This is a genomic window from Microbispora sp. H10830 (assembly GCF_014161375.1).
Lineage (GTDB): Bacteria > Actinomycetota > Actinomycetes > Streptosporangiales > Streptosporangiaceae > Microbispora > Microbispora catharanthi.
Window position 1 is genome coordinate 483270 of the sequence record NZ_JABBWX010000003.1, and the last position, 25662, is coordinate 508931.

The following is a 25662-nucleotide window of genomic DNA, read 5'->3' on the forward strand; positions in this document are numbered from 1 at the left end:
TCTCGGGACGTGCGGGACGTTTCGCGTTACCGTCTGGATACGTCCTCAACGTCCTCCCGATTCGAGGTCGCCAGTGGCTAACGACTCTCTACGCCATGCCATGACCAATGCGAGACTTACCGACAGGGACCTCGCGCTGCGATGCGAGGTGGACGTTAAGACGGTGTCCCGCTGGCTGGCTGACGAGGCACGCGTGCCGCACCCACGTCATCGGTGGGCCGCTGCCGAAGCGTTGGGAGTGGATGAGTCCGTGTTATGGCCTGAGGCGATAAGGAACACGGTCAAAACCGGCCCCGACCGGGAAGTGGTGTCGGTCTACCCCTACCGATCAGCCTGCCCGAAGAGCGTATGGCGAGCGCTCATCACCGAGGCGAAGTCAACAATCACGCTGGCCGGATACACGAACTACTTTCTCTGGCTGGAGCACCCCAATCTGGCGAAGGTGCTCCAGCGCAAAGCTGAGCAGGGCTGCCGCATCCGCTTCCTGATTGGCGACCCTGACAGCGAGGTAACCCGCCGACGTGAGGAAACCGAAGCGGTCCCGCTGACGGTGTCCACTCGCATCCGCATCACGCTGGCCGAGCTCGACCAGCTCAGGGACGTGCCCGGCATCGAGGCGCGGTTCGGTGATGAACATATCGCCCTGTCGGCGTTCCAGTTCGACGACGAGATGCTCGTGACCCCGCACCTGGCCAAGCTGGTCGGCCACGACTCGCCGCTTCTGCACCTGAAGCGCCACCAAGACGACGGCCTCTACGACCGCTTCGCGTACCACATCAAGGAATTGTGGTTGGCCGGCCGAAACATCTGGGCGGGGGCGTAGCGCTCACCTTACTGGTTGCTCGACGCAACATCGGTCCCGGACACCCTATTGGGCATCCATATAGGACGCGTCGGTGGGTGTATCGCAGGACGGGATTCTTCGTAGCTCGCCGGTCGATGATAATGGCAATCCCCCGCTTCGAACCCGGATGCCCAGATTGCATAGTGCAATCATGGTTCGTTCGAGAAATGATCGACAGGTAGCGCCGAGTAGTGCGGCTGTATTTAGCTACTTGTCGTCCAGCATTGGCGATGGTAGGCCACGTGGTTCAGGTCAATATGGTGATCCCTGTGCACGCGCAGCCGGCCTACCGCTTGCCCGGCTAACGCATCGAAAACCCTCAGATCATCTAATAAGTAGAGGGCTCCATTGTCGAAGCGTACATGGTCGTTGGGACATAGACAGAGCAGGTTCTCTGGAACGTCGGGACCATGATGGGGCTGGCCGAGAGCGCGGATGTGGGCGCCTTCGCTGTACAAACCTCCTCCCACCTCGATAGCTAGCCCACAGATCTGGCATTCATGGGAGTACCATGATTTGACAATCTGGGCAACTATGCTGTTGCGAACGATGCGCTGCACGACAGAAGTGGTCACTGGAGCTGGACCTGGAGCGGCTTTTTCCGCCAGTACTGGCTCGACATTTTTGGGTGTTGCTATCTCATTCTCCGCAAGCGCGACAAGTCGAAACTGCCACACGCGGAAGCCATCCACCCCCATCTTGGACCAATGCCCTTCAACCCGATATAGACCGTCGTATCGGTAGCCAGAATCTGGTGCGAATGGGGATTGTTGATGCTTCTTATTGTGTCGTCCTCGTATTACGCGTACTGGCAGACCCTCCAACTCGCTGCGCACGAGAGCGGCATTGCCTAGATCGTTGATGTCTTGATCTCTGATTTGGCGCCCTGTATTTGGGTCACGTCCCCCGTGTCCTGTGTAAATAATGACATTCCCATAATCCTTGTCATCGACGTACCCGCCAGATACTACGATGGCATCTGCGCCAGTTTTCCCAGTGCCAGAAATCCCTGCCATATTTTGCGTGTGTAAGCCGGCGATGCGAAGCGCTTCCCTGCTCCTGAATGGAGAACCAGCAGGGTGATCCGGGATGTGTCCGAATTGAATGCCCATGCTGCAGCATCATGTCATGTCGGACATTGCCGGATAAGGGCGTCACCCGACTTGTTACATTTTTCTCCTACCTCCCTAGCCGTGCGGGCTAATGCGTCACGAGCCGCAGGAGCGGTGACCTTAGTTCTGCTGTTGGCGGTACTGCTCGGAGCGTGGCGCCCGGCAGCGGGGCATGGAAACCGTCGCGTGCCCGAGGCGTGCCTTTGGATCAGCGCAGCGAGGGGACGGCATTGGGGGCGCGGTCGAGGGCGAGTATCGATCACCGGGTGCCGCCTTGGAGGTCGGCCTGGTGGTAGACGGGGTCCTGGGGACCGTGGCCGCCGCGGGTGCACTGGCCGTTGGACTGCTTGGGGGAGCGGAGCCATAGCGACGCGTCAGCCGGCTCGCTGCTCGTGTTGGTGGTCGGGCGGGGCTGGCGCTCGGTCACAGTCATCGGCGATGGCGGCGAAGTCGGTCCAGCCCTCGATGTCGCCGTCGAGGTAGACGGCCGTGTGTGGAAGTGCTCCCAGGCGGTCCACCGCGTAGCTGAGTTCGCGGCAGCGCTTGGCTGTCTACCCCTCAGGTCTTGAGCGATCGCTTAAATCGGCTTACCCTCGGTTTTGAGCGATCGCTCAAGACTGGTGGAGGGTGTGCGTGGGTCGGTTTGTGTACGTGGAGTGCTTGATTCGGGCTGACATGGAGGACCTGTGGGAGCGGACGCAGCGGCCTGAGCTGCACCAACGGTGGGACCTGCGGTTCACTGAGATCGACTACCTGCCGCGTGCCGACGACGGGCCGCAGTACTTCCGGTACGCCTTCAGGCTCCTGCCTGGGCTTCTCATCACCGGCACCGGCGTCACGGCAGGGGAGCGTCACGACACTGGCGGGAGGACGTCGGCGCTGCGGTTCTCCTCGGGTCATCCGCTCTCGTTGATGCGTTCCGGCTCCGGCTACTGGCGGTACGTCCCCACGAGCGACGGCGTCCGCTTCATCACTCGGTACGGCTATCGCCCCGGCTGGGGCAGAGCCGTTGACCTCGTCTTCCGGCCGCTCATCGGCTGGGCGACGGCCTGGTCCTTCGACCGGCTTCGCCTCTGGCTGGGGACCGGCCAAACGCCCGAGCGCTCCCTGTGGCAGGCCCTCGGCGAAGTCTGCGTGCGCACTCTTGCGACCGCCGTCGCCATCACAACCACCCCGACCGCTGTCGCCTGCCTCGTGGGAGCGGCGGCCATCCTCCTGCCGCCGCTCCCGTCGACGCCCGCTGCCCGCCGATGCCTGCGCCGTCCGCCCGATCGGCTGGCGTTGAAAGCTCCCCTGACTCACCTGGAGATGCCATGACCTCGATCTTCGAGCGTGCCCTCGGCGCGGACTTCGCCCGCCTGCACCCGCAACTGCGGCGCCGCTTCGGCGTCGGCGTCACTGACGGGCGGGCCTGCGTCGGCACGGGAGTGATGGAGCACATCTGGCACGCGGGCTTCACCCGGCCGTTCCTCGCCCTCGGCGGAACCCGCAACATTCTGATCCCCGAGCAGGGCCGGCAGGTGCCGTTCACCATCGAGAACTACCCGTACGTCGACTCGTACGGGCGGGAGACGGTCAGCTTCGTCCGCACCTTCGACCTGCCCGGCCGCCCCAGGCGGTTTGACGCCCAGATGGTGTACGACCCCCCCAAAGGCATCGTCGACTACCTGGGCTCGCACCAGCATCTGGCCGTGGATCTGGACTTTCAGGTGGACGAGCGCGGGGGCCTCGTCATCCGATCGAGTGGGTTCCGCCTGCACGAGGGCCGGCTCTCGTGCCGCCTTCCCGGAATCGTCACGGGAACGGCCGTCGTCAGGGAGTCGTACGACGACGAAGCCGAGGAGTTCCGCGTCGGGGTGACGGTCTCCCACCACAGGCTGGGCCCGATGTTCGGTTACTGGGGCGCATTCAAAGCCCGGTACGTCGACGTGTCCGAGCACGGCGTGCCCGCCGCCCTGAAGCCGCGGCGCGAAGAGGCACGCCTGTGAGCTCAACGCAGCGGGGGCACGGCGTTGCGAGCGCGTTCGAGGGCGAGGGCAGGCCACCAGGTGCCGCCGACGGGGTCCACCTGGTGACGCACCGGATCCTCCGGCCCGGAGCCGCCCCGGAGGCACCGGCCGTTGGACTGGCCGGGATCGCGGATCCACAGGAACGCGTCGGCCAGTTCGCTGCCGGTGTCGGTGGTCGGGCGGGGGCCGATGCCCCGTCCTGGAGGGTTGCACCACAACTGGGGGTCGGCGTACTTGCCCTCGGGGGCCTTCCACACGCCCCTGCCGTTGCGGCTGGTGTCGATGACGAAGTGCGTCAGCGGTGCGTCGGCCGGCACGGCGTCGATGTCGGCACCCGCACACGCGCTTCCGCCCTTGGCGGCGACGAGGTAGACGCAGCGGGAGAGCCTTTCCCCATACCGGAGAAGGCTGTCGGTGTGCTGGAAGTCCGAGCTGTTCAGATAGAAGCCATCAGCCCGCCCTATCGCGGCCTTGACCAGCCGATCGGCGATATCGGCGACGGACTCGGGCCAGCCCTGGATGCCGCCGTCGAGGTAGACGGCCGTGTGCGGCAGCGCCCCCAGGCGGTCGACGGCGTAGCCGAGCTCGCGGTAGCGCTCGGCGGTCCCCGCGGTGCCGCCTGTCTCGCAGTTGTCGGTGCCGGGCACTTTGGTCAGGCTGTTCGGTTCGAGCACGACCACCGCCCGGCCCGCGCCGATGCCGGCCGCGACCTGGTCGATCCAGTCCCGGTACGTCTGCTCGTTCGGCGCCCCGCGATCGGAGCAGTCCGTCAGGGGGATGTAATCGGTGAGGAACACCGGCACGGCGTCGTGGGCCGCGGCGAGGCGCATCGTGGATCTGACCGTGTCCTCGGCCTCGGTGGCCGGTCCGCTCAGGTTCACCGAGTGTGGCACCGCGGCGAGGGCGCGCATCAGCGCGGCGTCGGCCTTCCTGCCCTGCGCTTCCCAGGCGTCCGCCTGGCGCTGCGGGTCGGGCTCCTGCTTGTACGCGAAACGTACGCCGGGCTCGCGCAGCGGATTGCCACCGGTGCCGGCGGCGGAAGCGGACGGGAGCGCGGCGGCCACGGAGGCAGCCGAGGTGGCGGATGAGATGGCGGACGAACCGGACGTGGCCGGGCCCGACGAGGTGCCGAGCCAGGTGGCGGTCACCGCCGCGACCAGGGCAAGCGCGCCCGCGCCCGCCCCGATCACCAGGCTGCGGCGGCGTCTCCCACCACCCCCGGGAAGAGTGGTGAAGGAAGGTGTCGTAGAACCGGTGAGCGTGTCGAGGATGTCCTGTACGGCCGGCCGTTGCGCCGGGTTCTTGGCCAGGGCGCGGGCGACGAGCGTGCCCAGCGGTCCGTCGAGGCCGGTCAGGTCGGGTTCCCCGTTGACGACCCGGTTGAGCACGACGGGGAGCGATCCGTGACCGAAGGGGGCGTGGCCCGTGCCGGCGTACGCGACCGTGCCCGCCCAGGCGAAGACGTCGGAGGCGGGTGTGAGGGGGCCGCCGTCGAACTGCTCGGGAGACATGAACGAGGGCGTGCCGACGACCGCGCTGCTGTGCGTGGCGGTGTCCGACAGGTGGGCGACGCCGAAGTCGATGACTTTGGGGCCGATGGGGGAGAGCAGGACGTTGCCGGGTTTGAGGTCGCGGTGGATGATGCCGGCGGCGTGGATGGCGCGTAGGGCGGTCGCGATGCTGACGGCCAGTCCGTCCAGGCTTGAGCCGGGCAGTGGTCCGTCCCGTTCGACGGCCTCCCGCAGGGTCGGCCCTGGGACGTACTCGGTGACCAGATAGACGGTTTCGCCGTCCACCTCGGCGTCGAGGACGGCGGCGGTGCAGAAGCGGGCGACCCGTTTGGCCGCCTCGACCTCGCGGCGGAATCGGCGGCGGAAGTCGGGGTCGGCGGCGATCGTGTGGTGGAGCAGCTTGACCGCCACGCGTGTGCCGTCCGGTGCCTCGCCCAGGTAGACGGTGCCCATCCCGCCCTCGCCCAGCCTGCGCACCAGCCGATATGGCCCCACCTGGGCCGGGTCACCCGCGCGCAGGCCGGACTCATGCTGCCCGGGTGGTAAGCCCCCCGCCTCGCTGCCGCCGTTCACATCGCCCCCGCTGGGATGTCCGGAAGGTCAGGTCACTACGGATCTTATTGACCGCCGCCGGGGGCGGCCATGGCCGAACAGGTGCCGCTACGGTGAAGCCGCGAAGAGGAACGAAGGGGGAGACGATGGGCGACACCCGTACGCGGCTGCTCGAAGGCGCTCTGGAGACCTTGCGGACCCAGGGCATCGCGGGGGCCTCCGCGCGGGCGATCGCCTCCGCGGCCGGGGTGAACCAGGCGCTCGTCTTCTACCACTTCGGCAGCGTCGACGACCTCCTCGCCGCGGCCCTGCGGCACGGGTCGGAACAGCGGGTGGCGGTCTATCGGGCTCGGTTCGCGGCTGTGAACTCCCTGAAGGAACTGCTCGACCTCGGCCGTTCCCTGCACGCCGGCGAGCGCGAGGCGGGGAGCCTGGCCGTGCTCGCCCAGATGCTCGCGGGCAGCCAGATGGACGACAAACTCGCTCCCGCCACCGCGGCCGGCCTCGCCATGTGGGTCGCCGAGGTCGAGGACGTCCTCCACCGAGTGCTGGCCGGCACCCCGCTGGCGGAGTTCGTGGACGTCGCCGGGCTGGCCCGCGCCACCGCGGCGGCCTTCGTCGGTCTCGAACTGTACGAGGGCGTCGACAAGGACGGCGCGGAGCGTGCCTTCGACAGCTTGGAGCAGCTCGCCGGCCTGGTCGCCGTCCTGGAGGACATGGGCCCGCTGGTCCGCCGTACGGTCCGCGCCCGCCTCCGCAAGGCCAACGGCGATTGACGAGTCAGCACTGTTCAGAGCCCGGTGCGGTACGCCTCAAGGCGGTCGGCAAGTTCCTTAGGGTGGCCGAGCATCGGACAGTGATCACCAGGCATCTCGTCCGGTTGGAAACCGAGACGCTCGGTGACGATTGCGCGCATGAACTCGGCCGGGAAGAAGCGGTCGTCGGCGGCCAGCAGGAACCTGGTCGGCACGTCCGGCCAGGAGGCCAGCGGCCACGGCGTGCCGAACGGGGTAGGCGCCTGGTGCCGCTGGTGTCGGGCGACGAACTCGGCGGCCAGGTCGGTCGGGGTGTCGTGCAGCACGAGGGAGGACGCGTCCTCATCCATGCCGCCCAGGAGGCCTCGGCGCCGATCGGCTTCCTCCCGTGCCGCCCAGTAGCCGGTGTTGCCCCACCACTCGCCGGGTGATTCGGCGGGAGCCGGGATCTGAGCCTGGAGCATCACGAGCAGGTTGGCAGGCACCCGGTCACACACCAGCGGGCCGGTGAACCCACCGAACGAGTGGGCGACGACGACCAGATCGGTGCGCCCGCCGATCGCCTCGACCACCGTGTCCGCGTACTCTTCGAGCCCGGCCGACTCCTGATCACATGGCAGGTCCGGTGCCACCACGTCGTGGCCCCGGTCTCGCAGGGCGGCCGAGAGCGGTCCCCAATACCAGGAATCGACCGCCGCAGCGTGGATCAACACGTAAGTCGCCATTGGACAGCATTCTCCCGATTTGTTGATTTACTCGTTCGCCGTCATCTCCCACGATGGCCGTAGTTCAGCGCAGTGGAGGGACGGCGTTGCGGGCGCGGTCGAGGGCGAGCACCGACCACCACGTGCCGCCTTGGGGGTCGACCTGGTGGTAGACGGGGTCCTGGGGACCGTGGCCGCCGCGCGTGCACTGGCCGTTGGACTGCTCCGGGGAGCGGAGCCACAGGAACGCGTCGGCCAGTTCGCTGCCCGTGTCGGTGGTCGGCCGGATGCCGACGCCCCGGCCCGGGGGGTTGCACCAGATCTGGGGGTCGGCGTACTTGCCCTCCGGCGGCTGCCACACGCCCTTGCCGTTGCGGCTGGTGTCGATGACGAAGTGGGTCAGGGGCGCCCCGGCCGGCACCGCGTCGATCTCGGCGCCGGTGCAGGTGCTCCCTTCGCTGTTCATCTTCAGGTAGAGGCAACGCGACAGGCTCTCCCCATACCTGACAAGCTCGTCGGTCTCCTGGAAGTCCGCCGTGTTCAGGTAGAAGCCGTCGGCTCGCTTCACCCCGGCCTTCACGAGCCGGTCGGCGATCTCGACGAGGCTGGGCCAGCCCTTGATGCCGCCGTCGAGGTAAACGGCCGTGTGCGGGAGCTTCCCCAGACGGTTCACGGCGTACGCGAGCTCGCGGTAGCGCTCGGCCGCGCCCGCCTTGCTCCCCTGGGAGCAACTGTTCGAGCCGGGGAGCCTGGTCAGGCTGTTCGGCTCCAGCACGACCACCGTCCGCGCCTTGCCGATGCCCTTCGCCACCCGGTCGATCCAGTCACGGTAGGACCGCTCGTCCGGCTCCCCCCATTGGGAGCAGTCCTTCATCGGCACATGATCGGTCACGAACACGGGAACGGCGTGACGGGCGGAGGCCACCCGTACGGTGGACATGACCGTGCGCCCGGCCTCGGCGGCCGGCATGTTCAGGTTCACGGGATGCGGCACCGCGGCCAGGGCGCGCATCAGCGCGGCGTCGGCCTTCCTGCCCTGCCCGCTCCAGACGCCCGCCTGGCGCTGCGGGTCGGGCTCCTGCTTGTACGCGAACCGTACGCCTGGCTCGCGAAGCGGGTTGCCGCCGCTGCCCGTCGGAGCCTTCGACGCGGTGGAGGCGATGGGCGTAGGCCCCTCGGGGATCACCACCGCAGAGCGCGTGGAGGTGGCGGAGGAGGTCGCGGACGCCGAGGCGTGCGGGTTGCCGCCGGAGGGCCATAGGGTGACCACCGTCGCGATCACCGCCAGCCCGGCTACCGCGGCCCCGACCCCGGTCAGCAGCCTGCGGCGGCGTCTGCCGCCCCCCGGCAGTGTCGTGACCCACGACTCTTCAACCGGGGACGAGCCGGTGAGGGCGTCCAGGATGTCCTGCACGGTCGGTCGTTGTGCCGGGTTCTTGGCCAGGGCGCGGGCGACGAGCGTGCCGAGCGGTCCGTCGAGGCCGGTCAGGTCGGGTTCCCCGTTGATGACCCGGTTGATGACGACCGGCAGCGGTCCGTTGCCGAAGGGGGCGTGGCCCGTGCCGGCGTACGCGACCGTGCCCGCCCAGGCGAAGACGTCGGAGGCGGGTGTGAGGGGGCCGCCCTCGAACTGCTCGGGAGACATGAACGAGGGTGTCCCGACGACCGCGCTGCTGTGCGTGGCGGTGTCCGACAAGTGGGCCACGCCGAAGTCGATGACTTTGGGGCCGATGGGGGAGAGCAGGACGTTGCCGGGTTTGAGGTCGCGGTGGATGATGCCGGCGGCGTGGATGGCGCGTAGGGCGGTCGCGATGCTGACGGCGAGTCCGTCCAGGCTTGAGCCGGGCAGTGGTCCGTCCCGTTCGACGGCCTCCCGCAGGGTCGGCCCTGGGACGTACTCGGTGACCAGATAGACGGTTTCGCCGTCCACCTCGGCATCGAGGACGGCGGCGGTGCAGAAGCGGGCGACCCGTTTGGCCGCTTCCACCTCGCGGCGGAATCGGCGGCGGAAGTCGGGGTCGGCGGCGATCGTGTGGTGGAGCAGCTTGACCGCCACGCGTGTGCCGTCCGGTGCCTCGCCCAGGTAGACGGTGCCCATCCCGCCCTCGCCCAGCCTGCGCACCAGCCGATATGGCCCCACCTGGGCCGGGTCGCCGGTACGCAGGTCGGCCGGATGCTGTGGGCCGGACGGCCACCCAGAGCCGGACTCGTGCCCGTCACCGAAACCGCGTAAGCCCCCCGCCCCGCTGCCGCCGTTCACATCGCCCCCGCTGGAATGCTTTTCGACAGATCGACAAAGATCCTATTGACCGCCGCCGGGCGCGGCCATCGCCCAGCACTGGGGCCGCTGTCGTCCGATCAACGGCTGCGGCGGTCGTTCTTGCGGTCGGCGTCGTCCTTCCCGCCGTGGTGGACGCCGATGAACTGTCGCATGTACGCCTGGTAGGCGTCGGCCCGGACTCTGGCCGACGGCGATTGAACACCTCGGGCGATGCTCTCAGGAATGCCGCCGGAACCGGGCCGCCTGGACCGGTAGTCCCGCAGTCGTTCCCGATGCTCGGCCGCCCAGTCGTGAAGCGCCCCGATGCGGGCGAAATAAAACGCCGCGGCCAGCAAGGGAATGACGAGAATCGTCGTCACGATGGGGCCGACGTCGTGAAGGAGCACCCCGAGGATCAGGAGGGCTCCGACTACGGCGCCGGCTCTGATCAGACCCCTCCGAACGCTTCCGGGGTCGGCCCGGGCCTCCTCGGCCCACTCGCGCATGCGCCGCAGCGGAGGTTGGTACGCCGCGCCGAGCCGGATGACTCTTGGTAGCCAGCCCGCGTACGCCGCCAGGGTCAGCGCGACGAGATACCAGGACATCGTCGCGGCGATGTCCGGCCGAGCCCAGCCCCACATGATCCAGGCCACCGGGATCGTGGCCGCGCCCCAGGCCCCGAGCCACAGCGCCGCGCGGATGACCGCTCCCGATCGGGCGGTGGGCGAGAGCCGCCGGCTCTCGTAGTCGGCCCACTGCCGGTCCCGCAGAGCGGAGGCGGCGTCCAGCGCGGTCATCGCCTGCTGGTTCTGCCGGTCGACCGCCGCCTGCCGACGCCGCTGTTCCGCCTGGGCCGTGGCGAAGGCGGTGAAGTCGGCGCGCACGAGACACCCGATAGGGGTGTCGGAGCCGCCATCCCGCGCGCGCAACCAGTCGTACCAGGTGATCTCACCAGTGGGGGGTGGCGCCACGCTCTCGCAGCCGGCGCGCAACCACGTCTTGCTCTCCGAGTAGGGCAGAAGGGCCGCCAGCAGCAGCCCGCGCGCCCCGCTCTCGGCCCATTCCCGGGCTTCGGGTGGCAGGCCGGGCACCCGAGCGGCCAGCTGCCGCCACGAATCCCAGACCTCGTCCCAGGTCCGTTGTGTTCCGCGGAGCGCGCTCAGCACGGTGAACCTGGAGAGGGCGTCCAATAAGCCGCCCTCGCAGAGGTCGCGGTAGAGCTCCCATTCGGGGCCGCTTTCGCGCAGACGACCGATCCTGAGTGCCTCGGAAAGCGACTCCGGGGTCACGACCGTTCCTCGCCAGACGGCTTCTCCTTCCGGATCGAGCCAGCCCAGCAGGTGAAGCAGTTTCAGGTCAGCCGGAAGTCCGTCGTCTCGGAGCCGATGGTCGATGAGTTCGATCTGAGCGGTCAGGTCATCGGCGGTGAGACCGTCGAGGTCGTGCAGCCAGGCGAGAAGGCTGAGCCAACCGTCGGAGGGTGCGCCGGTCGTGGCCGCGCCCTCGAAGAACTGACGCCTCGCGGCGGTCCAGTCGCCGCGGATGGCGGCGGCCAGTTCTTCCCGGGTCGTGACCGCCACACCTGCGAGGACCAGAGGGCGGCGCTGCGGCGCCGGCTGGTGGATGTGATTGATCTGGACGTTGCGATCGCCGAGTTGGAAGGGGGCGGGGCCGTGGAAGACGTTTCCCGATACTCCGTCTCTTCCTGATTCGGAGTCGCGGGTCATGCCCTCGGCCCGAAGTGGTTGTCCTGACGGTTGCGGTCCCCGACCTGAAACGCGGTCGGTCCATGGAAAACGTTCCCCGACACTCCCCCCACGGATGCGTGACGAGCCTGGTCGGCGATGTCGTTCAGTTCGTGGGCGATCCGTTCGCGTTCGGCCTCGCCGAGACTCTCCAGCAGCATCTCGAATCGGGCCGTCCAGGACGCCTCCTGCCGGGCCCGTATCAGCGCCGCCTCCTCCGGGGCGAGCGAGGCGAGATCCGTCGCGGTCTGATCCAGCCGCATCAATTCCGCCTTCTCGCGTTCGGGATCGTCGCGGCCGAGTACATGCGCCACCCGCTGCCGCACGCTCACCCACACGTCGGTGCCCGCGGCCTGCACCACCGCGGTTCCGCCCGTCGCGGCCACCGCTGCCAGCCATTCGACCAGCATTTTCGGCCTCCTCACATGTTTTCATGACACTTTATATCTGGCCATGGTGAGGTCGCCGGATGTCCCGACATGAAAATCGGCCCGGAAAACGGTGCCGCCTAATTCGGCTGACCGCGCCCCGCGATCGACACCGAGAGGTGTTACCGGACGCAGAGAGAGGGCACGGTCACGTCGGCCGATGAGATTTTCCGCGCCCTCGTCCCGAGCCCGTAGCGGCTCACACGGTGGGGTCCAGCTGCCGCCATCGGCCGGGGTCGTTGAACCGTTGCAGCCGTAGCGCCTCGTCGTGGTAACCACGACGGGCGTCGTCCTCCGTGCGGAAGGCCAGGGGCCTGCCGCGGGGCTCCGACGACGTCACGTACCAGTCGCCGTACTCGCAGTCGCTCGGCAGCCGGCCCAGGGTGATCTGGAAGGAGTTGCGCGGATCGGCGGCGGCGAACTCCCATCGGGCCACCGGTTCGAGACCGGAGCAGGCGGACAGCCACCCCGGTGGCAGCTCCCCGCTCCCCGCTTCCGCCCGCTCGCCCGCCAAGCGCGCCAGTTCCCGCGGAGCGACCAGCAGGTACGCCGCCAGGACGCGTGACGCCTTCGACAGCCCATATTCGGCGGACAGGTCGCGGTCGACCTCGTCCCAGTGGGTGCCGACCACCCGCCCCAGCTCCAGCGCGTCCAGCCTGCCCGACATCAGTTCCTCGCGGACCGGAAGGATGTCCCGAAGCCATCCCGTGCCCGACTCGTGCAGGTGCAACAGCTCGGAGTCCTCGGCGTACATGCTGAACCGCAGGAGCAGGTCGTCGCCGCTCGTTTCCATGCGCAGTCCTTGAAGCACGTCGCCGTGCAGGTGCGGGGCGACGGCCTGCGCCGGCAGCGCCTCGCCGGGGATCCGGAAGGCGACCGTACGGGGACCGTAGTTGTCGAAGAACAGCCAGGCGTCGAACGTCTGCTCGACGAATCTCTCCATATCCCGCGTGTAGTCGTCCCAATCCACGGATGCGGAGAAATGGTCCGCCGTCACCATCGGCTGCCCGGGCAGCATCCGCAGCACCGACCGCGTGTTCTCGTCGAGAACACGGTTGAGCACCACGGCCTCGATGTATCTGTAGTGACGACGTTCGTTCCGGTATTTGCGCCTGCCCATGCCTGCACTCCCTGGGAACGCTCCGTCCGACGTACTTTAACGATCACGCGAATCGAACGGGCGGAATCAGGCGCAAAAGGGCCGGACGCCGTGCAGGTCAGTTCGTCAGCGTGGCCGCGAGCAGCTCGCGCAACGCGGTCGGCTTACGACCGAGCAGCTCCCCGAGGGCGGGGCCGGTCTCGGCGAACTCTCCCCGGCGGCTGGCCTCGAACATGCCCAGCAAGAAGCGGGCCTGCTGCTCGGGCGCGCCGCGCGACACCATGCCCGCGACCCACTCGTCGTCCGGGACGGTGACGCGGGTGATCGCCCGTCCCGTCAGGTCGGAGGCGATCGCGGCGACGTCCGCGAGGTCGAGTGACTCGGGACCGGTCAGCGGCGGGGTGATCCCGTCGAGCCGGCCCTCCTCCGCCAGCGCGACGGCGGCCACCTCGGCGAGGTCGGCGTGGGCGGTCCAGGAGACCGGGCCGTCCTCGGGGGCGACGAGCGTGCCGCTCTGCAGCGCCTGACTCACGAAATGGACCGCGGTGGTCGCGTAGAAGCCGTTGCGCAGCGCGGTGAACGCGACCCCGGATGCGCGCAGGTCCTGCTCGGTTTCGGCGTGGGACGGCATCGGGACGAAGGGGGAGGCCGGGTTCGCGCCCATGTGGCTCGTGTAGAGGATCCGCTCGGCGCCCGCGGCCCTGGCGGCCTCGATCGCCGTACGGTGCGGGCGGGCGTCCGCCGGGCCGGAGACGATCAACACCTGCGACGCGTCCTCGAACGCGTGCGCCAGGCTCGCGGGGTCGTCGAAGTCGCCCTGCCGGACTCGTACGCCGAGGTCCACGAGGTCCTGGGCCTGGAGGGGGTCACGGACGCTGACGCCGATCCGGCCGGCGGGGAGACGCGCGAGCAGGCGCTCGACGACGCCGCGGCCGAGCTGGCCGGTCGCTCCGGTGATGACGATCACGATGCACTCCTTGCTATCGCTGATATCGAGTGAACGCTAACACTGGAAAATCGGCGATAGCAACATGCTGATATCGTTGGAAGCATGAGCGATCCGGAGAGCGAGGCGGCGAGCGGCCGAGACAGGACGCGGGCCCACATCGTGTCGGTCGCGGCCCGGCTGCTCGCGAGCGGCGGGCGCGACGCCCTCTCGACCAGAGCGGTGGCCGCCGCGGCGGGGACGCAGGCCCCGACGATCTACCGGCTGTTCGGCGACAAGGAGGGCCTGCTCGACGCGGTCGCCGAGTATGGCTTCAGCTCATATCTGCAGGACAAGAAGGCGAGCCCGCCTGCCGGCGACCCGGTCGAGGCGTTGCGCGCCGGATGGGACCTGCACGTCGGCTTCGGGCTGGCGAACCCCGCCTTGTTCTCGCTCATGTACGGCGATCCCACGCCGGGACGGCAGTCGCCCGCCGCCGTCGCCGCCTTCCGCATGCTGGGGGAGCGCATCCGCGCCATCGCCGCCGCCGGCCGGCTGAAGGTCGGCGAGCGCCTGGCGGCGGACCTCGTGCACGCCGCGGGCTGCGGCACGGTCTTCACGCTGCTCGCCCTGCCCCAGGAACGGCGTGACCCGCGCCTGTCGGAGGTGGCCCGCGACGCGGTGACAGCCGCCATCACCACCGACGCCCCCGCGGTCGAAACCCCCGGACCGGCCACTGCGGCGATGGCACTGCGCGCCGCGCTGCCGGACGCCACGGCTCTCACCGACGGAGAACGCCACGTGCTCGGCGAATGGCTCGACCGCATCGCGGCGGACGGATCCGCCTGACATCTCCCGCGTAGGGGACCGGGGTCAGCGTGCCGCGCCGGTCTCGGCGTACTCGAGCAGGAGTTCCCGGCGCAGCCGGGTCAGGTACGTCTCGCTGCCTGCGGACGGGCGGCTGTAACGGTCGATGTCGTGGAGGGTGCGCCAGCCCGGCAGTCGCTTCTGGGTAAGACGCAGGAGACCCATCCCGGCCACGGAGCCGGCGCCGCCGTCGGCGGAGCGCAGGATGGCGGGTGCGGAGGCGAGTATGGCGTCCACCTGGGCGAAGCCGTCCTCGACCTGGCGGGTCACCTCGTCGATCGCCTCCTGCCTGGTGCAGCCGGTCTCGTGGCGGAGCACCCTGACCAGGTTGTAGGGAGCGCCGACGGCCTCGTCCTCATCCAGGGTCCGCAGGTCGTTCTCCGCGAGAGCCGCGGCCGTGGCGACGTCCATCAGTCGCCGGAAGAGCGGATGGTCGCGTACCGCCGGCTCGAACTCCCTGCCGTACGTGATCTCGACACTGTCCAGGAAGACGGGCGCCCCGGAGCTCCCCAGGCGCAGCGCGAACTGGTCCCGCAGGCTGGGGATGAACCCGCTGAGCCGGTGGCACGCCTCGCGCTCGGCCGCGTCCAGCCATTCCTCGACGTGGCCGAGGGCGCGCGTCCGCCAAGAGGGCGGCTGGATCAGGCGGATCCGCTCCCATGCCTGGGCCATGGCCGTGGCGACCGCGCCACCGGTCGGCGGGGTGTCGTCGAGCCCGCGGACGATGCGGGTGAGCCGGTGTCGCAGCCGGACGATCTCGCCAGGGTCGGCGAGACCCGGCTCGTCGAAGAGGTCGTCGACGACGGCGATCACCAGCATCCACCGGGCCAGCGTCTCGGCCTGCTCGGCGTCGGCGTCCGGCCAGAACCGCGCGGCGGTCGAGGCCATGGCGTTCCATCTCGGGTGGCGGGCCTCCTCAGGCGTGGCCGCCAGCCCGGTGTGCAGCAACCAGGCGTCCAACCGCTCCTGTACGCGCTCCTTTTCCCCGGCCGGGACGCCGGCCCGAGCGGAAGCCGGAACGAGAGAGGGAACGGGAGAGGGGGCGGGCACGGTGACGGGTGCCGGGGCGGCCTTTCCACCGGAACCCATGACCGACCGCACGTAGCCGGCGAGCCCCTCGCGTGATCGCGGATCGCCGAGGCCGTCGAGTCGCCGGAGAGCCGTCTCCATGTGGGAGTCGGCGACCTGCCGGGCTTCCTCCACGGCTCCGCAGGACAGGACCAGTTGCCGCGCGCGCTCGGCGTCGGCCGAGGTCAGGCCGCGGCGCAGCAGCCGGGCGAGCGCGGGTTCGCGGCCCAGGGCCCTGATCACGGGGAGCGTGTAGACGCCTTCCGTGATGTCGGAGTTGGCCGGTTTTCCGAGCTCCCCGGTCGTCGCGGTCAGGTCGAGGATGTCGTCGCGCACCTGGTAGGCCAGGCCGAGATGCCAGCCGAACCGCGCCAGGTCCTCCTCGGCCTCGGGGTCCCGCCCGGCCTGCATGGCGCCCAGCCTGCAGGCCAGGGACAGTAACTCGGCCGTCTTGGCGCCGGTCACCTCCAGATAGGCCTCCTCGGTGCGGGAGAGCAGGAAGCGGTCGGCCGTCTCGGCGATCATTCCCGAGCAGGTGCGCTGGGCGGTCTCGGCGACCATCAGGGCCTCACGCCGGCCCAGCTCGGACAGGATCCGGCTGGCGCTGATGAACAGGAGGTCGCCGGCCAGGACCGCCAGGCGCGCGCCCCACACGATGTTGACGCTCGGCCTGCCCCTGCGCTGGCGCGCGTCGTCGATGACGTCGTCGTGGTAGAGCGATGCCATGTGCAGCAGTTCGACGGCCGCCGCGGCCTTGACGGCGCGGACGTCGGCGGCCCGCTCCGGCCCGGCGAGCACGTAGTACGACAGCAGTGCCAGGGTGGGCCGGATCAGGTGACGGTGACCGGCCGGCTGCCTGGTCAGCGGGGCCAGCTCGGAGCGGCTCGGCACGTCCGCCATGCCGACGATCTCCCGCACCCGATCCAGATCGGACTCCAGGGCGGGGAAGGCACGAGAAACGCTCTCAGATGTCACGGATACTCCAGACGGGGACTCATGAATGCGCCGTCACCGGCCCGCCGACCGGCTGGTGCGCGCGCGTGCGGCCGGCGAAGGCGGAGACGCCGAGGATCACCGTGCCCAGCGCCCAGCACACGGCCGGGCCGACGGCGTTCCAGGGCACCGTGTCCATGGCCACGGCCGCGACGGCCGCCTGCATCGGGCCGTAGTCGGGCAGGTAACGCACCAGGGCGCCGGCCGCGGCGGGGGTGGCGAGCGGGCTCTGCAGGGCCAGGTCGATCGAGCAGATCACGGTGACGAGGACCAGACCGGCCAGGTCGCTGGTCAGCACCGCGGCGAGCGCGATGCCGATCCCTCCGTAGATCAGCGCCCCGCCGGCGAGGGCGGCGGCGAGCAGCATGGGCTGCGCGGTCGGATGGGTCAGGCAGATCAGGCCGGTCGCGTAGAGCGCGACGCAGAGTGCGACCACCGCCAGGGCGGTGAGCTTCGCGGCGATCAGGCACAGCTGGGGGAAACCGGATCGCACCAGCCGGCGGTCGAAGGACGCCGAGTTCATCGTGGTCACGAACATCATGAAGCCGGTGATCAGCGCCAGGATCTGCAGCGCCCCGCCGAGCTGGTTGAGGACGCCGGCCGGCACCGTGACGGTCCGGTCGGCGGCCCGGACGTGGAACGGGAGCGGGATCTCCAGAGACAGGGCGTAGATGAGGATCGCCCACACCGGGATGAAGACCACGATGATCACCAATGCCAGCCGGTTGCGCAGGTGCTCCACGAACGTCATGCGCGCGGCGGTGGCGTAGCAGGTCCAATGGCGTCTCACGGCGCACCCGCCCTGTCTCCGCCACTGGCGATCACGCGTCCCTGCTCGCGCAGCACGCCGCCCTCCAGCCGATGGAGTGTGTCGAGCCGGGCCGCGTCGTAGGCGAGATGGGAGACCACCAGCACCGAGCGGCCACGCGCGCGCAGTTCCTCGGCCAGGTCCCAGAACCGTACGTACGTCTCCCAGTCGAAGCCCTGGTAGGGCTCGTCGAGCAGGAGCACGTCCGGGTCGTGCATCAGGGCCAGGACGAGGTTGAGCTTCTGCCGCGTGCCGCCGCTCAGCGTGGCGGGGCGGGCCCGGCGGGAGCCGGAGAACCGCAGCGCCTCCATCAGCTCCTCGGCCATGCACAGGCTCGGCAGGCCGTAGGCGACCTGGAAGAACCGCAGGTGCTGCTCGACCGTGAACGCGTCGTGCAGCACCGTCTCCTGCGGACAGTGACCGATGCGCCCGCCGTGGCGCACCGACCCGCCGTCCGGCCGCAGGTCGCCCGCGAGGACGCGCAGCAGCGTGGTCTTGCCCGCGCCGTTCTCCCCGACGATCCCCACCACCCGGCCGGGCGGCAGATCGAGATCCACTCCATGCAGGACCGGGCGACCCCGGTAGCTCTTCCGTACGTCCCGCACCCGCAGCACGGGCTCATCCGACGGCATTCAGCACCCTTCCCCACCCGGTCCCGCGTCGGCTACTTCGATGTGTCGACGGCGATGAAGGCGACCGTGCCGCTGCCCTGGGCGCTGCTCACGCCCTTGCTGGAGCACTGGCTGATGTCGGAGGTGGGAGCGGCCTTGCCGGCGATCCGCTTGCCTTTCAGCTTTCCTTCGGTGACCTCGCCGACCAGCATCATGTCGCCCGGGTTGTACGAGTCGATCCCGTTGAGGTTGGGGCGGACCGTGGAGGTGCCCAGCGTCTGGCCCTGGGCGTCCTTCCAGGTGACGGTGCCTGTGCCGGCGACGTCCTGGACGCCCGTGCAGGACGCCTGCCCGGTGCCCTTGAAGGTGGCCGTCCCCGAGCGGATGTTGGGGAAGCTCCCGTCGGGAGAGGAACAGCCGGTGAGCGTCACGGTGCCCTTGGCGGTCACCGCGCGGGCCTCCTTGCCCACCGCGGGGTCGGCGGTGATCGGCCGGCCGTTGGTGCTCAGCGCGCACGTCAGCACGGTGTGGCCGCCCGGCTGCTTCGGCGAGGGGTCGGCGACCGGCCTGGTGCTCTGGCCGCTGCCGCTCGACGCGCCCTCGGCGACCGACGGGACGACCGTCAGGGCCAGGCCCAGCACACCCGCCGCGGCGGCGCCGAGACCGCAGGCCAGGTACGCGCGAGATCGAGATACGTTCATGGACTTCCCCCCGAGTGATTGCTGTCGGCAATCTACTTATCACATTGAGTAACGGGAGGGTCGGCGGCTCGGCATGGCTCACGTGGAAGCGCGTGTGGGATGAGCCGGTGGACTGGCCGACAGTCGAGGGCAGTGGCGACCCGGTCACCAACGACGAGATCACGTCAGTGGTGGCCGAGGGGGTCGCTGTCAGATCATGACCGTCATCGCACTGTCGATCATGCGGAAACCGACCCTCTCGTACACGCGGCGGGCGGGGTTGCCCTCGGTGACCACCAGGCCGACGCCGGTCAGCCCGTCCGCGCCGGCCCGGGCCAGGGTGGTCGACAGCATGAGCGCGCCGAGACCTCGCGGGGACCGGTCCGGGTGCCGGAACACGTCCGCGATCCACGGCCCCCGGTTCGAGTCGTGCGCGAAAACGCCGCCCACAACCTCGCCCGTCCCGGGAGAGCCGTCCCGTACGGCGAGGACGCTGCAGGGAAGCAGGGGGCCGATCTCCTCGCCGCCGAGGAGCGGAACGAGCTCCTCCTGCAATGCCTTCTCGCGGTCCCGCGGGCGGTAGTCGGGATGGCCGGGCGGGTAGGCCGCGAACCACGCGGGGAAGATCTCGGCGGGCGACCGGTCACAGGGCACTATCCGGAAGCCGTCCGGAGCGACGTCCGCGACCGGCCGGGTGATCGGCAGGTCGCACCGCATCATGTGCATGTGCCGCAGCAGCCGCGCGCCCCGGTCGAGCAGGGCCTGACCGAGCTCGACCGGCGCGGAGACCGCCCAACCGGGCATCCGCGACGTGATCGCGCCGGCGGCTCCCGGACCGATGTCCTCGATCGCGTACGCCCAGGGGCTGCCGTCGCGGACGCCTTCCAGGTAACTGAACACCGGGGCGCCGTCGGCGCCGATCATTGTCCGCCGCTCCTCGCTCATATGGTGAGGTTCGCGCAGCCCGGCCCGATCGGCAACCGTTCACACACCCTGGGGGAGGCGGAACAGGCGGCCGGGGTCGTACGCGGCCTTGACCTGGGCCAGCCGGGCGGCGTTGGCGCCGTAGTACTGCTGCCGCCAGTCCTTGAGCTCCGGATCGATGTAGTTCACGTACGCGTGGTCCCCGAAGTACGGCCGCATGGCGGCGTGGGCGGCCCGGGCCCAGCCGGCGGCGCCGGAGAAATGGGAGTAGTACTGCACGCTGAAGAGCGCCTTGCGGTGCGGGAAGGCGGTGGCGTCGGGGCGGACCCTGGCGACGGCGCCGCCGAGCGCGTCGATCAGCACCGAGTGCCGCCCGGGTGCGGCGACCTGGGCCAGCAGCGCCTTGATCCCGGCGGACGACAGCGGCGTGTAGGCGAAATGCGACTTGGCCGAGAACGAGTCGCGGACGAGCCTGCCGCTCGCGTTCTGCCCGGGAAGCGTGCCGGGACGGTGGCACTGGGCCACGGACATCGACGCGCAGCCCGCCTCCACCATCATCGCGTGGTCGTAGGCGGACGTCGCGACGTAGCGGGTCGAAGGGCCCGAGCCGACGCGGTCGACGAGCTTCTGCAGCAGGTTCTCGCACGCCGTCTTGCCGCCGAGGTACAGCCCGCCGACCATCACGTCGAGCGACGGGTCGTGGTTGAGGTGGCAGTTGGACCACATCGCGTCGGGCGCGGAGGGCGCCCACGCCTGCCATGCCTTGAGCACGGCCGCCGCCTTCGACCAGGGCCAGTGCAGGAAGAACAGGGTCACGGAACGCGTCGGATGAGTCCGGAACGTGAACGACGTCGCCACGCCGAAGTTGCCGCCGCCGCCTCCCCGGGAGGCCCAGAAGAGGTCCGGGTGCGAGCTCGGCGAGCAGGTCACCACCTTGCCGTCCGCCGTGACGACCTTCAGGGACTCCAGCACGTCGCAGGTCAGGCCGTACTGCCGTGACACCACGCCGATGCCGCCGCCCAGCGTGAGCCCGGCCACCCCGACGGTCGGGCAGGAACCCGCCGGGATGCTGACGCCGTGCGCGGCGAGCTTGGCGTAGACGTCGACCAGACGCGCCCCGGCGCCGACCGTGGCGTGGCCGCCCGAGTAGGACACGCCGCTCATCGGCGACACGTCGACGACGAGCCCGCTGCCCGTGGACCAGCCCGCGTAGCTGTGCCCGCCCGACCGGGAGGTCACCGGCACGGCGTATCGCCGGGCGAACGCCAGGCACTCCGACACGTCCGCCGCCGTCGTGCAGTAGGCCACCCCGGCCGGGCGTACGGAGTCGAAGGCCGAGTTGAAGACGCGGCGCGCGTTGTCGTACGACGCGTCGCCGGGACGGATCAGTTTGCCGTCCAGCCCCCGCCCGAGCGCGGACCAGTCGGCGGGACGGGGACCCGCGGCGGCGAAAGCCGTGCCGGAAAAGGCGGCGGCCCCGGCGAGGGCCGAGACGCGAAGGAAACTCCGTCTGTCGATCATGGTCGTACTCCCGAGGTGGTGATCTACCTCGTTGAGACGCTCATGGAACCGGTCCGGTTGGTAACAAGCCCATCACTTCATCCCTATGCGGAGGGCCAGTGCGGGGCACATCTCCACGGCCTTCTGCGCCTCGCCCAGCAGCCAGGAGGGCACCCCGGTGTCCATGAACACCGGAAAGCCGTGGCGGTCGAGCTTGACCAGCTCGGGCACGAGGTGCGCGCACAGGCCGTGGCCCTGGCAGCGGGTCCAGTCGACGACGAGCCTGGCGTCCTGCGCGTCCTCGATCGGCAGCGGCGGCACGCCCTTCGCCGCCCGCCCGCAACCGCCGTGGAAGCGGTGCTCCTCCACGTCGCAGGCGAACGCGTCCAGCGCGGACAGCACGAACCTGGCCGAGCCGTCCGGGTGGAAGCAGGCGCCCCGGCCCTTCACGGCGGCGGCGGCCCTGCGGACGAGGTCGGGGCCGTCCGGGTCGCCGTCCTGGAGCCGGCGGCAGGCCCGCGCGAGGTCCGGCAGGCCGAGGCGGCACGGCCCGCACTGCCCGGCCGACTGCGCCGCCAGGTAGTTCGCCACCCGCGCCGTCTCGCCGAGCGGGCAGGTGTCCTCGCCCAGCACCACCACGATGCCCGCGCCCAGCTCGCCGCCCGCCTCCTTCGCGCCGCGGCGGGACAGGATCGCGCCGTACGCGTCCTCGGCCGACATCCACGTGCCGTGGTAGCCGCCGAGCAGCAGCCCGTCGCCGATCTTCGCCTCGCACAGGTTGAGCACGTCGGCCAGCGGCACGCCCGGCGCGACCTCCACGACCGCGGGGGTGGTCACCGAGCCGCCGACCGTCAGCAGGATCGTCCCCGGCTCCTGGACGGTGCCCACCGAGGCGTACTCCTCCGGCCCCAGCTCGGCGAGCACGGCGAGCTGCGCGAAGGTCTCGGCGTTCGACAGCAGCGTGGGCAGCCCGCGCACCCCGCTGTCGCTGGAGCGGACCTTCCGGCCCGGCGGCAGGCCCGCCTCGCCGTTGACCGCGCGGACGAGCGCGCCGCCCTCGCCCGAGATGAACCGCTCCTGGATGCCCGCGACCCGGACCAGGCCGGTCAGGCCGCGCTCGGCCACGGCGGCGGTGACCGAGGCCTCGGCCAGCTCGCCGGCGCCGACCGCGATCACCACCTCCCGGGAGCCGAGCGCGCTGGCCGCGAGCAGGGCGCCTTCCAGAACGAGGTGGGGCGCCCGGGTGAGCAGGGTCTTGTCCTTGAGGCTGGCGGGCTCACCCTCGGCGGCGTTGACCAGCACGACCGTCTCGCTGTCGCGGGCGCGGGAGGCCACGGCGCGCAGCTTGCGCGCGAACGGGAACGCGGCCCCGCCCCGGCCCCGCAGGTCAACCTCCTCGGCCATGGAGATCAGCGCGTCCACGGTGTGGCTCGGGAGCCGGTCGTGGAACTTGTAGTGCGCGTTCAGGTCGAGCCTGCGGTGGTCGTCCAATCCGGCGGTGAGCCGGGCCGGGCCGAGCCGCCGGACGTGGGAGACGCGGTAGGGAATCAAACGATCCTCCGGAGGCGGGGTTCCTGGGGGGTGGGAGGTGTGTCGAGGACGTCGAGGGGATCGGTGCCGGTGCGCCCGAGGACGGCGGCCTCACGCGGCGCCCGCTGCCGCCGTACGGCGGGCCGCGGCGTCGTGAGGTCCTCCCGGGACGCGCGGCCGGCGCTCCACTCGGCGTTCCGGTCGCCGGTCGCCGCCTGCCGGGCGGGCCGGGTTGCGGCGGCGAGCCGGATCAGCAGGGCGGCGCCGACCGCCGCCAGGCAGGCCACGTAGCTGAAGGTCACCCAGGGCGCGGCGGCCCGGCCGGCGGTCAGGCCGTGCAGGATCGCCACCGGCCAGGCGAGGTAGGCCAGGTCGTGCAGTCCGCGCCACAGCCAGGGCCGCTCCGCCTGGGCGAACCTGCCGCGCATCACGCCGGTCGCGACGATGACGACGAACAGGTCCGAGGCCACGGCCCCCAGCGACACGTAGACGTTCGTGGAGGGGATCACCGACCCGTACGGCGGCACCAGCCCGGCGGCGATCTTCATGCCGATGTGGACGATCAGGAAGCCGATGCCGAGCAGCGCCATGGCGCGGTGCACGAGCTGGACGCGCACCCGCTGGGAGATGGGCAGGACGACGCGGTCGGTCGCCGCCAGGCCGAGGGCGACCGTCGTCGTGAGGCCGACGAGCGAGAAGACCCCGGCGTAGAACGTGAGGAACGCCTGGGCGTCGGCCAGGAACACCGCGCCGCCGCTGGTCCGGGTGGCGGCGAGCCCCGCGGTGAGGGCCAGGGTGACCACGGCGCCGAGGCCGATCCGTACGCCGCGCCTTTCGAGGTCGAGGCCGGGATCCGGCCGGGTGTGCCGGGGAGCCCGTCTGTTGGGCAATGATTCCTCCGTCTGATCAATGCGGGCTCGAAGTGGGGGGCGCCGCTCCCCGTCCTCAGGCGGGGGTGGTCTGCGAAGGACCGGACGGGGAACGGCACGAGCGGGGCGGGTTCAGCAGTGCAGGGGCTCAGCAGCGCAGGCCGCGGTTCACGCAGGAGACGACCGTGCTCATCAGCCGGTCGGGCATGACGTTCTCGAAGTCGGCGTGGTCGGTGATCGGGTTGTGCCGCTGTTCCGGGAAGCTGTCCACCGCGAACGACGGCCCGCTCGGCACCGAATAGGCCAGGGTCATGCGCAGCTGCGGGATCGCCCGGGTGCCCGCGGGGCAGGCGCCGTTCGCGCCGGGGAACACGACGTGCGTCCTGTGGGTGGCGCTGTCGGTGTTCCGGCCGTCCCAGCAGCTGGGGAAGTCGAGCACGCGCAGCACCGGGCCGCCCCGGGGGCAGAGCGGATATCTGCTCGTCAGCCGGTCGGTGAAGCCGGTGCAGGTCCACTGCGCCCGGGCGTTGGCGCCGCCGTTGGTGGCCGCCTTCGCGTCGCCGGTGATCATCCGGAGGAAGCGGGGCATCGCGACGACCCTGCTGACCGGGTTGCCGCGGAACTGCAGCGTGACCGACCGGGCCAGGAGGATCCTGCCGACGTTGCCCTCGGACGCGCCGCCCGGCTCGTCCGTCCCCGCGCCCGTCCCCGCGCCCCGGGCACGCAGGACGGGCCAGAAGTACGCCGACCGGTCGCCGAACCGGCAGGTGGTGCCGCCCGCGGCGAGGCTCTCGTCGGTGGAGAAGCCGTTGGTGGTGAGGTTGCCGACGTAGTCGTGCACGTGGTGCGCGCCGTTCGACACCCCGGGAGTGACGATGTGGTTGTCGGAGTTGCGGTGGCCGTTCTCGTTGCGTCCGCAGCGCGAGGTGAACGAGCCGCGCCCGGCCCGTACGCCGGTGTCGCCCGGCGGGACCTGCCGGATGTCGACGAAGTCCTCCAGGGCCGGGCCGACGTCCTCGCACTCCGCACCCTGGACGGAGGGGTCGCAGTGGTCGGCGAACGCGGGCCGGCCCACACCGGTCAGCGACCCTGCGAGCAGTACGCCCGCCATCGCGAGCACGAGCCGTTTTCGCATGGATGCTCCTTAGACAGTGCCTTCTAGGCCGTGTCTTCTAGACCGTGGGGGTGGGAAGCGTGGAGTAGTCGACGAGACCCGTGCCTTCGAGCAGCGTCATGTGCTTCATCACGACGTCGACCGCCTGCCCGGCGAAGTCGCGGATCAGGCTGTTGCGGGTGCCCGCGCGTACGGCGGAGACGAAGGTGAACACCTGGCCGTGCGCGTCGCGCAGGCGGGCGGCGAAGACGCGGTCGAAGGCGGCGCCGCGCGCGGCGGCCATCTCGTCCAGCCACCCGCGCTGGTCCGGGTTCGGCTGGTCGGGCAGCGGGACGGCGAGCTTGGCGGCGAGTTCCCTGACCGCCGCGTCGAGCTTGGTGTGGTCCTCCACGAGGTGCCTGCCGACGTCCTTGACCTTGTCGCTGCCGGCCCGGTCCTGGGCCCAGCGGCCGGCGGGGATCTCCCAGAGCCCCGCCCAGCGCACCCGGACCAGCAGGTCGCGGTCGGCCGGGCCCAGCGGGCCGTAGGGGGTCTGCGTCCAGCCCGGCCGCGTCCAATCCGACTGGGACGAGGCGCTCCGGGGGACGACCACGACGACCGTGACGGCCGCCGCGAAGAGGAAGACGCCGAGCACCAGGAGTTCCCCAAACCGGAACCGCATCGTGCCTCCTTTCGTGACCTTCGGTCGGAGGTACGCGGTCTCCTCAGGCGCGGTTCAGGAAATAGTCAGAAATGACTGGAGTTACGGATGTGG

General features: G+C 70.3%; 24 protein-coding genes. 5 read left to right on the forward strand and 19 right to left on the reverse strand.

All coding sequences use genetic code 11. The annotated features are described in order from the left end of the window. The first annotated feature begins 163 nt into the window (after positions 1–163). Positions 164–823 (forward strand): DUF5919 domain-containing protein, encoded by a 660-nt coding sequence (locus HHX35_RS11500; protein WP_310739028.1) that lies wholly within the window; start codon positions 164–166, stop codon positions 821–823. A gap of 224 nt (positions 824–1047) precedes the next feature. Here the strand turns inward: HHX35_RS11500 and HHX35_RS11505 are convergent, their stop codons facing one another. Both HHX35_RS11505 and HHX35_RS11510 read right to left on the reverse strand, forming a co-directional pair. Then, on the reverse strand, positions 1048–1956 hold the full coding sequence (locus HHX35_RS11505; RefSeq protein WP_182898800.1) for a YDG/SRA domain-containing protein: 909 nt from the start codon (positions 1954–1956) through the stop codon (positions 1048–1050). Between the two features lie 259 nt (positions 1957–2215). Beyond that, positions 2216–2383: a glycoside hydrolase family 6 protein gene (locus tag HHX35_RS11510; protein ID WP_182898994.1), complete on the reverse strand. Its 168-nt coding sequence runs from the start codon at positions 2381–2383 to the stop codon at positions 2216–2218. A 224-nt stretch (positions 2384–2607) separates the two neighbouring features. Here HHX35_RS11510 and HHX35_RS11520 point away from each other — a divergent pair, with 224 nt between their 5' ends. Together HHX35_RS11520 and HHX35_RS11525 are read left to right on the forward strand one after the other, a co-directional pair. Continuing rightward, positions 2608–3273, forward strand: coding sequence for a hypothetical protein (locus tag HHX35_RS11520; RefSeq protein ID WP_310739042.1), 666 nt, complete (start codon positions 2608–2610; stop codon positions 3271–3273). Continuing rightward, positions 3270–3944 carry a DUF4166 domain-containing protein gene (locus HHX35_RS11525; RefSeq protein WP_182898802.1) on the forward strand — a complete coding sequence of 225 codons (675 nt, stop codon included), beginning with the start codon at positions 3270–3272 and terminating at the stop codon, positions 3942–3944. The genes HHX35_RS11520 and HHX35_RS11525 overlap by 4 nt, the downstream gene beginning before the upstream one ends. Positions 3945–3946: 2 nt before the next feature. Here the strand turns inward: HHX35_RS11525 and HHX35_RS11530 are convergent, their stop codons facing one another. Further along, on the reverse strand, positions 3947–5971 hold the full coding sequence (locus HHX35_RS11530; protein WP_182898803.1) for a glycoside hydrolase family 6 protein: 2025 nt from the start codon (positions 5969–5971) through the stop codon (positions 3947–3949). Positions 5972–6174: 203 nt separating this feature from the next. Between HHX35_RS11530 and HHX35_RS11535 the strand changes: the two genes are divergently transcribed. After that, complete coding sequence (locus tag HHX35_RS11535) at positions 6175–6804, forward strand: TetR family transcriptional regulator (protein ID WP_182898804.1); 630 nt, start codon at positions 6175–6177, stop codon at positions 6802–6804. A 14-nt stretch (positions 6805–6818) separates the two neighbouring features. Here the strand turns inward: HHX35_RS11535 and HHX35_RS11540 are convergent, their stop codons facing one another. The 6 genes from HHX35_RS11540 to HHX35_RS11565 all read right to left on the reverse strand — a co-directional run bounded on the left by HHX35_RS11540 (position 6819) and on the right by HHX35_RS11565 (position 13986). Next, positions 6819–7508: an alpha/beta fold hydrolase gene (locus tag HHX35_RS11540; protein ID WP_182898805.1), complete on the reverse strand. Its 690-nt coding sequence runs from the start codon at positions 7506–7508 to the stop codon at positions 6819–6821. 64 nt (positions 7509–7572) lie between these two features. After that, positions 7573–9627, reverse strand: a complete 2055-nt coding sequence (locus tag HHX35_RS11545; RefSeq protein WP_182898806.1) for a glycoside hydrolase family 6 protein — start codon at positions 9625–9627, stop codon at positions 7573–7575. Positions 9628–9845: 218 nt separating this feature from the next. After that, positions 9846–11327, reverse strand: coding sequence for a hypothetical protein (locus HHX35_RS11550; RefSeq protein WP_182898807.1), 1482 nt, complete (start codon positions 11325–11327; stop codon positions 9846–9848). A gap of 143 nt (positions 11328–11470) precedes the next feature. Next, entirely contained in the window at positions 11471–11902 is a 432-nt protein-coding gene (locus tag HHX35_RS11555; protein WP_182898808.1) for a hypothetical protein, read from the reverse strand. 217 nt (positions 11903–12119) lie between these two features. Then, positions 12120–13040 (reverse strand): hypothetical protein, encoded by a 921-nt coding sequence (locus HHX35_RS11560; RefSeq protein ID WP_182898809.1) that lies wholly within the window; start codon positions 13038–13040, stop codon positions 12120–12122. A gap of 97 nt (positions 13041–13137) precedes the next feature. After that, the gene (locus HHX35_RS11565) at positions 13138–13986 is read right to left on the reverse strand and encodes an NAD(P)H-binding protein (RefSeq protein WP_182898810.1); all 849 of its coding nucleotides are present in this window, start codon (positions 13984–13986) and stop codon (positions 13138–13140) included. 84 nt (positions 13987–14070) lie between these two features. On the opposite strand from HHX35_RS11565, the gene HHX35_RS11570 reads away from it, so the two are divergent. After that, a complete protein-coding gene (locus HHX35_RS11570) occupies positions 14071–14793 on the forward strand; it encodes a TetR/AcrR family transcriptional regulator (protein WP_182898811.1) in 723 nt (240 codons plus the stop codon). Positions 14794–14817: 24 nt separating this feature from the next. On the opposite strand, the gene HHX35_RS11575 is transcribed toward HHX35_RS11570, so the two are convergent. The 10 genes from HHX35_RS11575 to HHX35_RS11620 form a co-directional block, all read right to left on the reverse strand. After that, complete coding sequence (locus HHX35_RS11575; RefSeq protein ID WP_182898812.1) at positions 14818–16854, reverse strand: polyprenyl synthetase family protein; 2037 nt, start codon at positions 16852–16854, stop codon at positions 14818–14820. A 19-nt stretch (positions 16855–16873) separates the two neighbouring features. Continuing rightward, on the reverse strand, positions 16874–17662 hold the full coding sequence (locus HHX35_RS11580; protein ID WP_182898813.1) for an ABC transporter permease: 789 nt from the start codon (positions 17660–17662) through the stop codon (positions 16874–16876). Next, complete coding sequence (locus HHX35_RS11585; RefSeq protein WP_182898814.1) at positions 17659–18312, reverse strand: ABC transporter ATP-binding protein; 654 nt, start codon at positions 18310–18312, stop codon at positions 17659–17661. The genes HHX35_RS11580 and HHX35_RS11585 overlap by 4 nt, the downstream gene beginning before the upstream one ends. 32 nt (positions 18313–18344) lie before the next feature. After that, positions 18345–18992 carry a hypothetical protein gene (locus tag HHX35_RS11590; RefSeq protein ID WP_182898815.1) on the reverse strand — a complete coding sequence of 216 codons (648 nt, stop codon included), beginning with the start codon at positions 18990–18992 and terminating at the stop codon, positions 18345–18347. Positions 18993–19181: 189 nt separating this feature from the next. Further along, complete coding sequence (locus tag HHX35_RS11595) at positions 19182–19916, reverse strand: GNAT family N-acetyltransferase (protein ID WP_182898816.1); 735 nt, start codon at positions 19914–19916, stop codon at positions 19182–19184. 39 nt (positions 19917–19955) lie between these two features. Then, on the reverse strand, positions 19956–21416 hold the full coding sequence (locus HHX35_RS11600; protein ID WP_182898817.1) for an FAD-binding oxidoreductase: 1461 nt from the start codon (positions 21414–21416) through the stop codon (positions 19956–19958). Positions 21417–21488: 72 nt separating this feature from the next. Next, the gene (locus HHX35_RS11605; RefSeq protein ID WP_220505263.1) at positions 21489–22946 is read right to left on the reverse strand and encodes an NADH-quinone oxidoreductase subunit NuoF family protein; all 1458 of its coding nucleotides are present in this window, start codon (positions 22944–22946) and stop codon (positions 21489–21491) included. Then, the gene (locus tag HHX35_RS11610; RefSeq protein WP_182898818.1) at positions 22943–23815 is read right to left on the reverse strand and encodes a hypothetical protein; all 873 of its coding nucleotides are present in this window, start codon (positions 23813–23815) and stop codon (positions 22943–22945) included. The genes HHX35_RS11605 and HHX35_RS11610 overlap by 4 nt, the downstream gene beginning before the upstream one ends. A gap of 127 nt (positions 23816–23942) precedes the next feature. Further along, positions 23943–24929: a DUF1996 domain-containing protein gene (locus HHX35_RS11615; protein WP_182898819.1), complete on the reverse strand. Its 987-nt coding sequence runs from the start codon at positions 24927–24929 to the stop codon at positions 23943–23945. 37 nt (positions 24930–24966) lie between these two features. Then, positions 24967–25569, reverse strand: a complete 603-nt coding sequence (locus tag HHX35_RS11620; RefSeq protein WP_182898820.1) for a DUF4142 domain-containing protein — start codon at positions 25567–25569, stop codon at positions 24967–24969. Between the last annotated feature and the right edge of the window lie 93 nt (positions 25570–25662).

What these genes read in the sequence shown, in the direction of transcription:
- HHX35_RS11535 (WP_182898804.1), top strand. Translation starts at nt 6,175, where the DNA reads ATGGGCGACACCCGTACGCGGCTGCTCGAAGGCGCTCTGGAGACCTTG.
- HHX35_RS11505 (WP_182898800.1), bottom strand. Translation starts at nt 1,956, where the DNA reads ATGGGCATTCAATTCGGACACATCCCGGATCACCCTGCTGGTTCTCCA.
- HHX35_RS11525 (WP_182898802.1), top strand. Translation starts at nt 3,270, where the DNA reads ATGACCTCGATCTTCGAGCGTGCCCTCGGCGCGGACTTCGCCCGCCTG.
- HHX35_RS11615 (WP_182898819.1), bottom strand. Translation starts at nt 24,929, where the DNA reads ATGCGAAAACGGCTCGTGCTCGCGATGGCGGGCGTACTGCTCGCAGGG.
- HHX35_RS11555 (WP_182898808.1), bottom strand. Translation starts at nt 11,902, where the DNA reads ATGCTGGTCGAATGGCTGGCAGCGGTGGCCGCGACGGGCGGAACCGCG.
- HHX35_RS11540 (WP_182898805.1), bottom strand. Translation starts at nt 7,508, where the DNA reads ATGGCGACTTACGTGTTGATCCACGCTGCGGCGGTCGATTCCTGGTAT.
- HHX35_RS11590 (WP_182898815.1), bottom strand. Translation starts at nt 18,992, where the DNA reads ATGAACGTATCTCGATCTCGCGCGTACCTGGCCTGCGGTCTCGGCGCC.
- HHX35_RS11620 (WP_182898820.1), bottom strand. Translation starts at nt 25,569, where the DNA reads ATGCGGTTCCGGTTTGGGGAACTCCTGGTGCTCGGCGTCTTCCTCTTC.
- HHX35_RS11595 (WP_182898816.1), bottom strand. Translation starts at nt 19,916, where the DNA reads ATGAGCGAGGAGCGGCGGACAATGATCGGCGCCGACGGCGCCCCGGTG.
- HHX35_RS11585 (WP_182898814.1), bottom strand. Translation starts at nt 18,312, where the DNA reads ATGCCGTCGGATGAGCCCGTGCTGCGGGTGCGGGACGTACGGAAGAGC.
- HHX35_RS11600 (WP_182898817.1), bottom strand. Translation starts at nt 21,416, where the DNA reads ATGATCGACAGACGGAGTTTCCTTCGCGTCTCGGCCCTCGCCGGGGCC.
- HHX35_RS11560 (WP_182898809.1), bottom strand. Translation starts at nt 13,040, where the DNA reads ATGGGCAGGCGCAAATACCGGAACGAACGTCGTCACTACAGATACATC.
- HHX35_RS11570 (WP_182898811.1), top strand. Translation starts at nt 14,071, where the DNA reads ATGAGCGATCCGGAGAGCGAGGCGGCGAGCGGCCGAGACAGGACGCGG.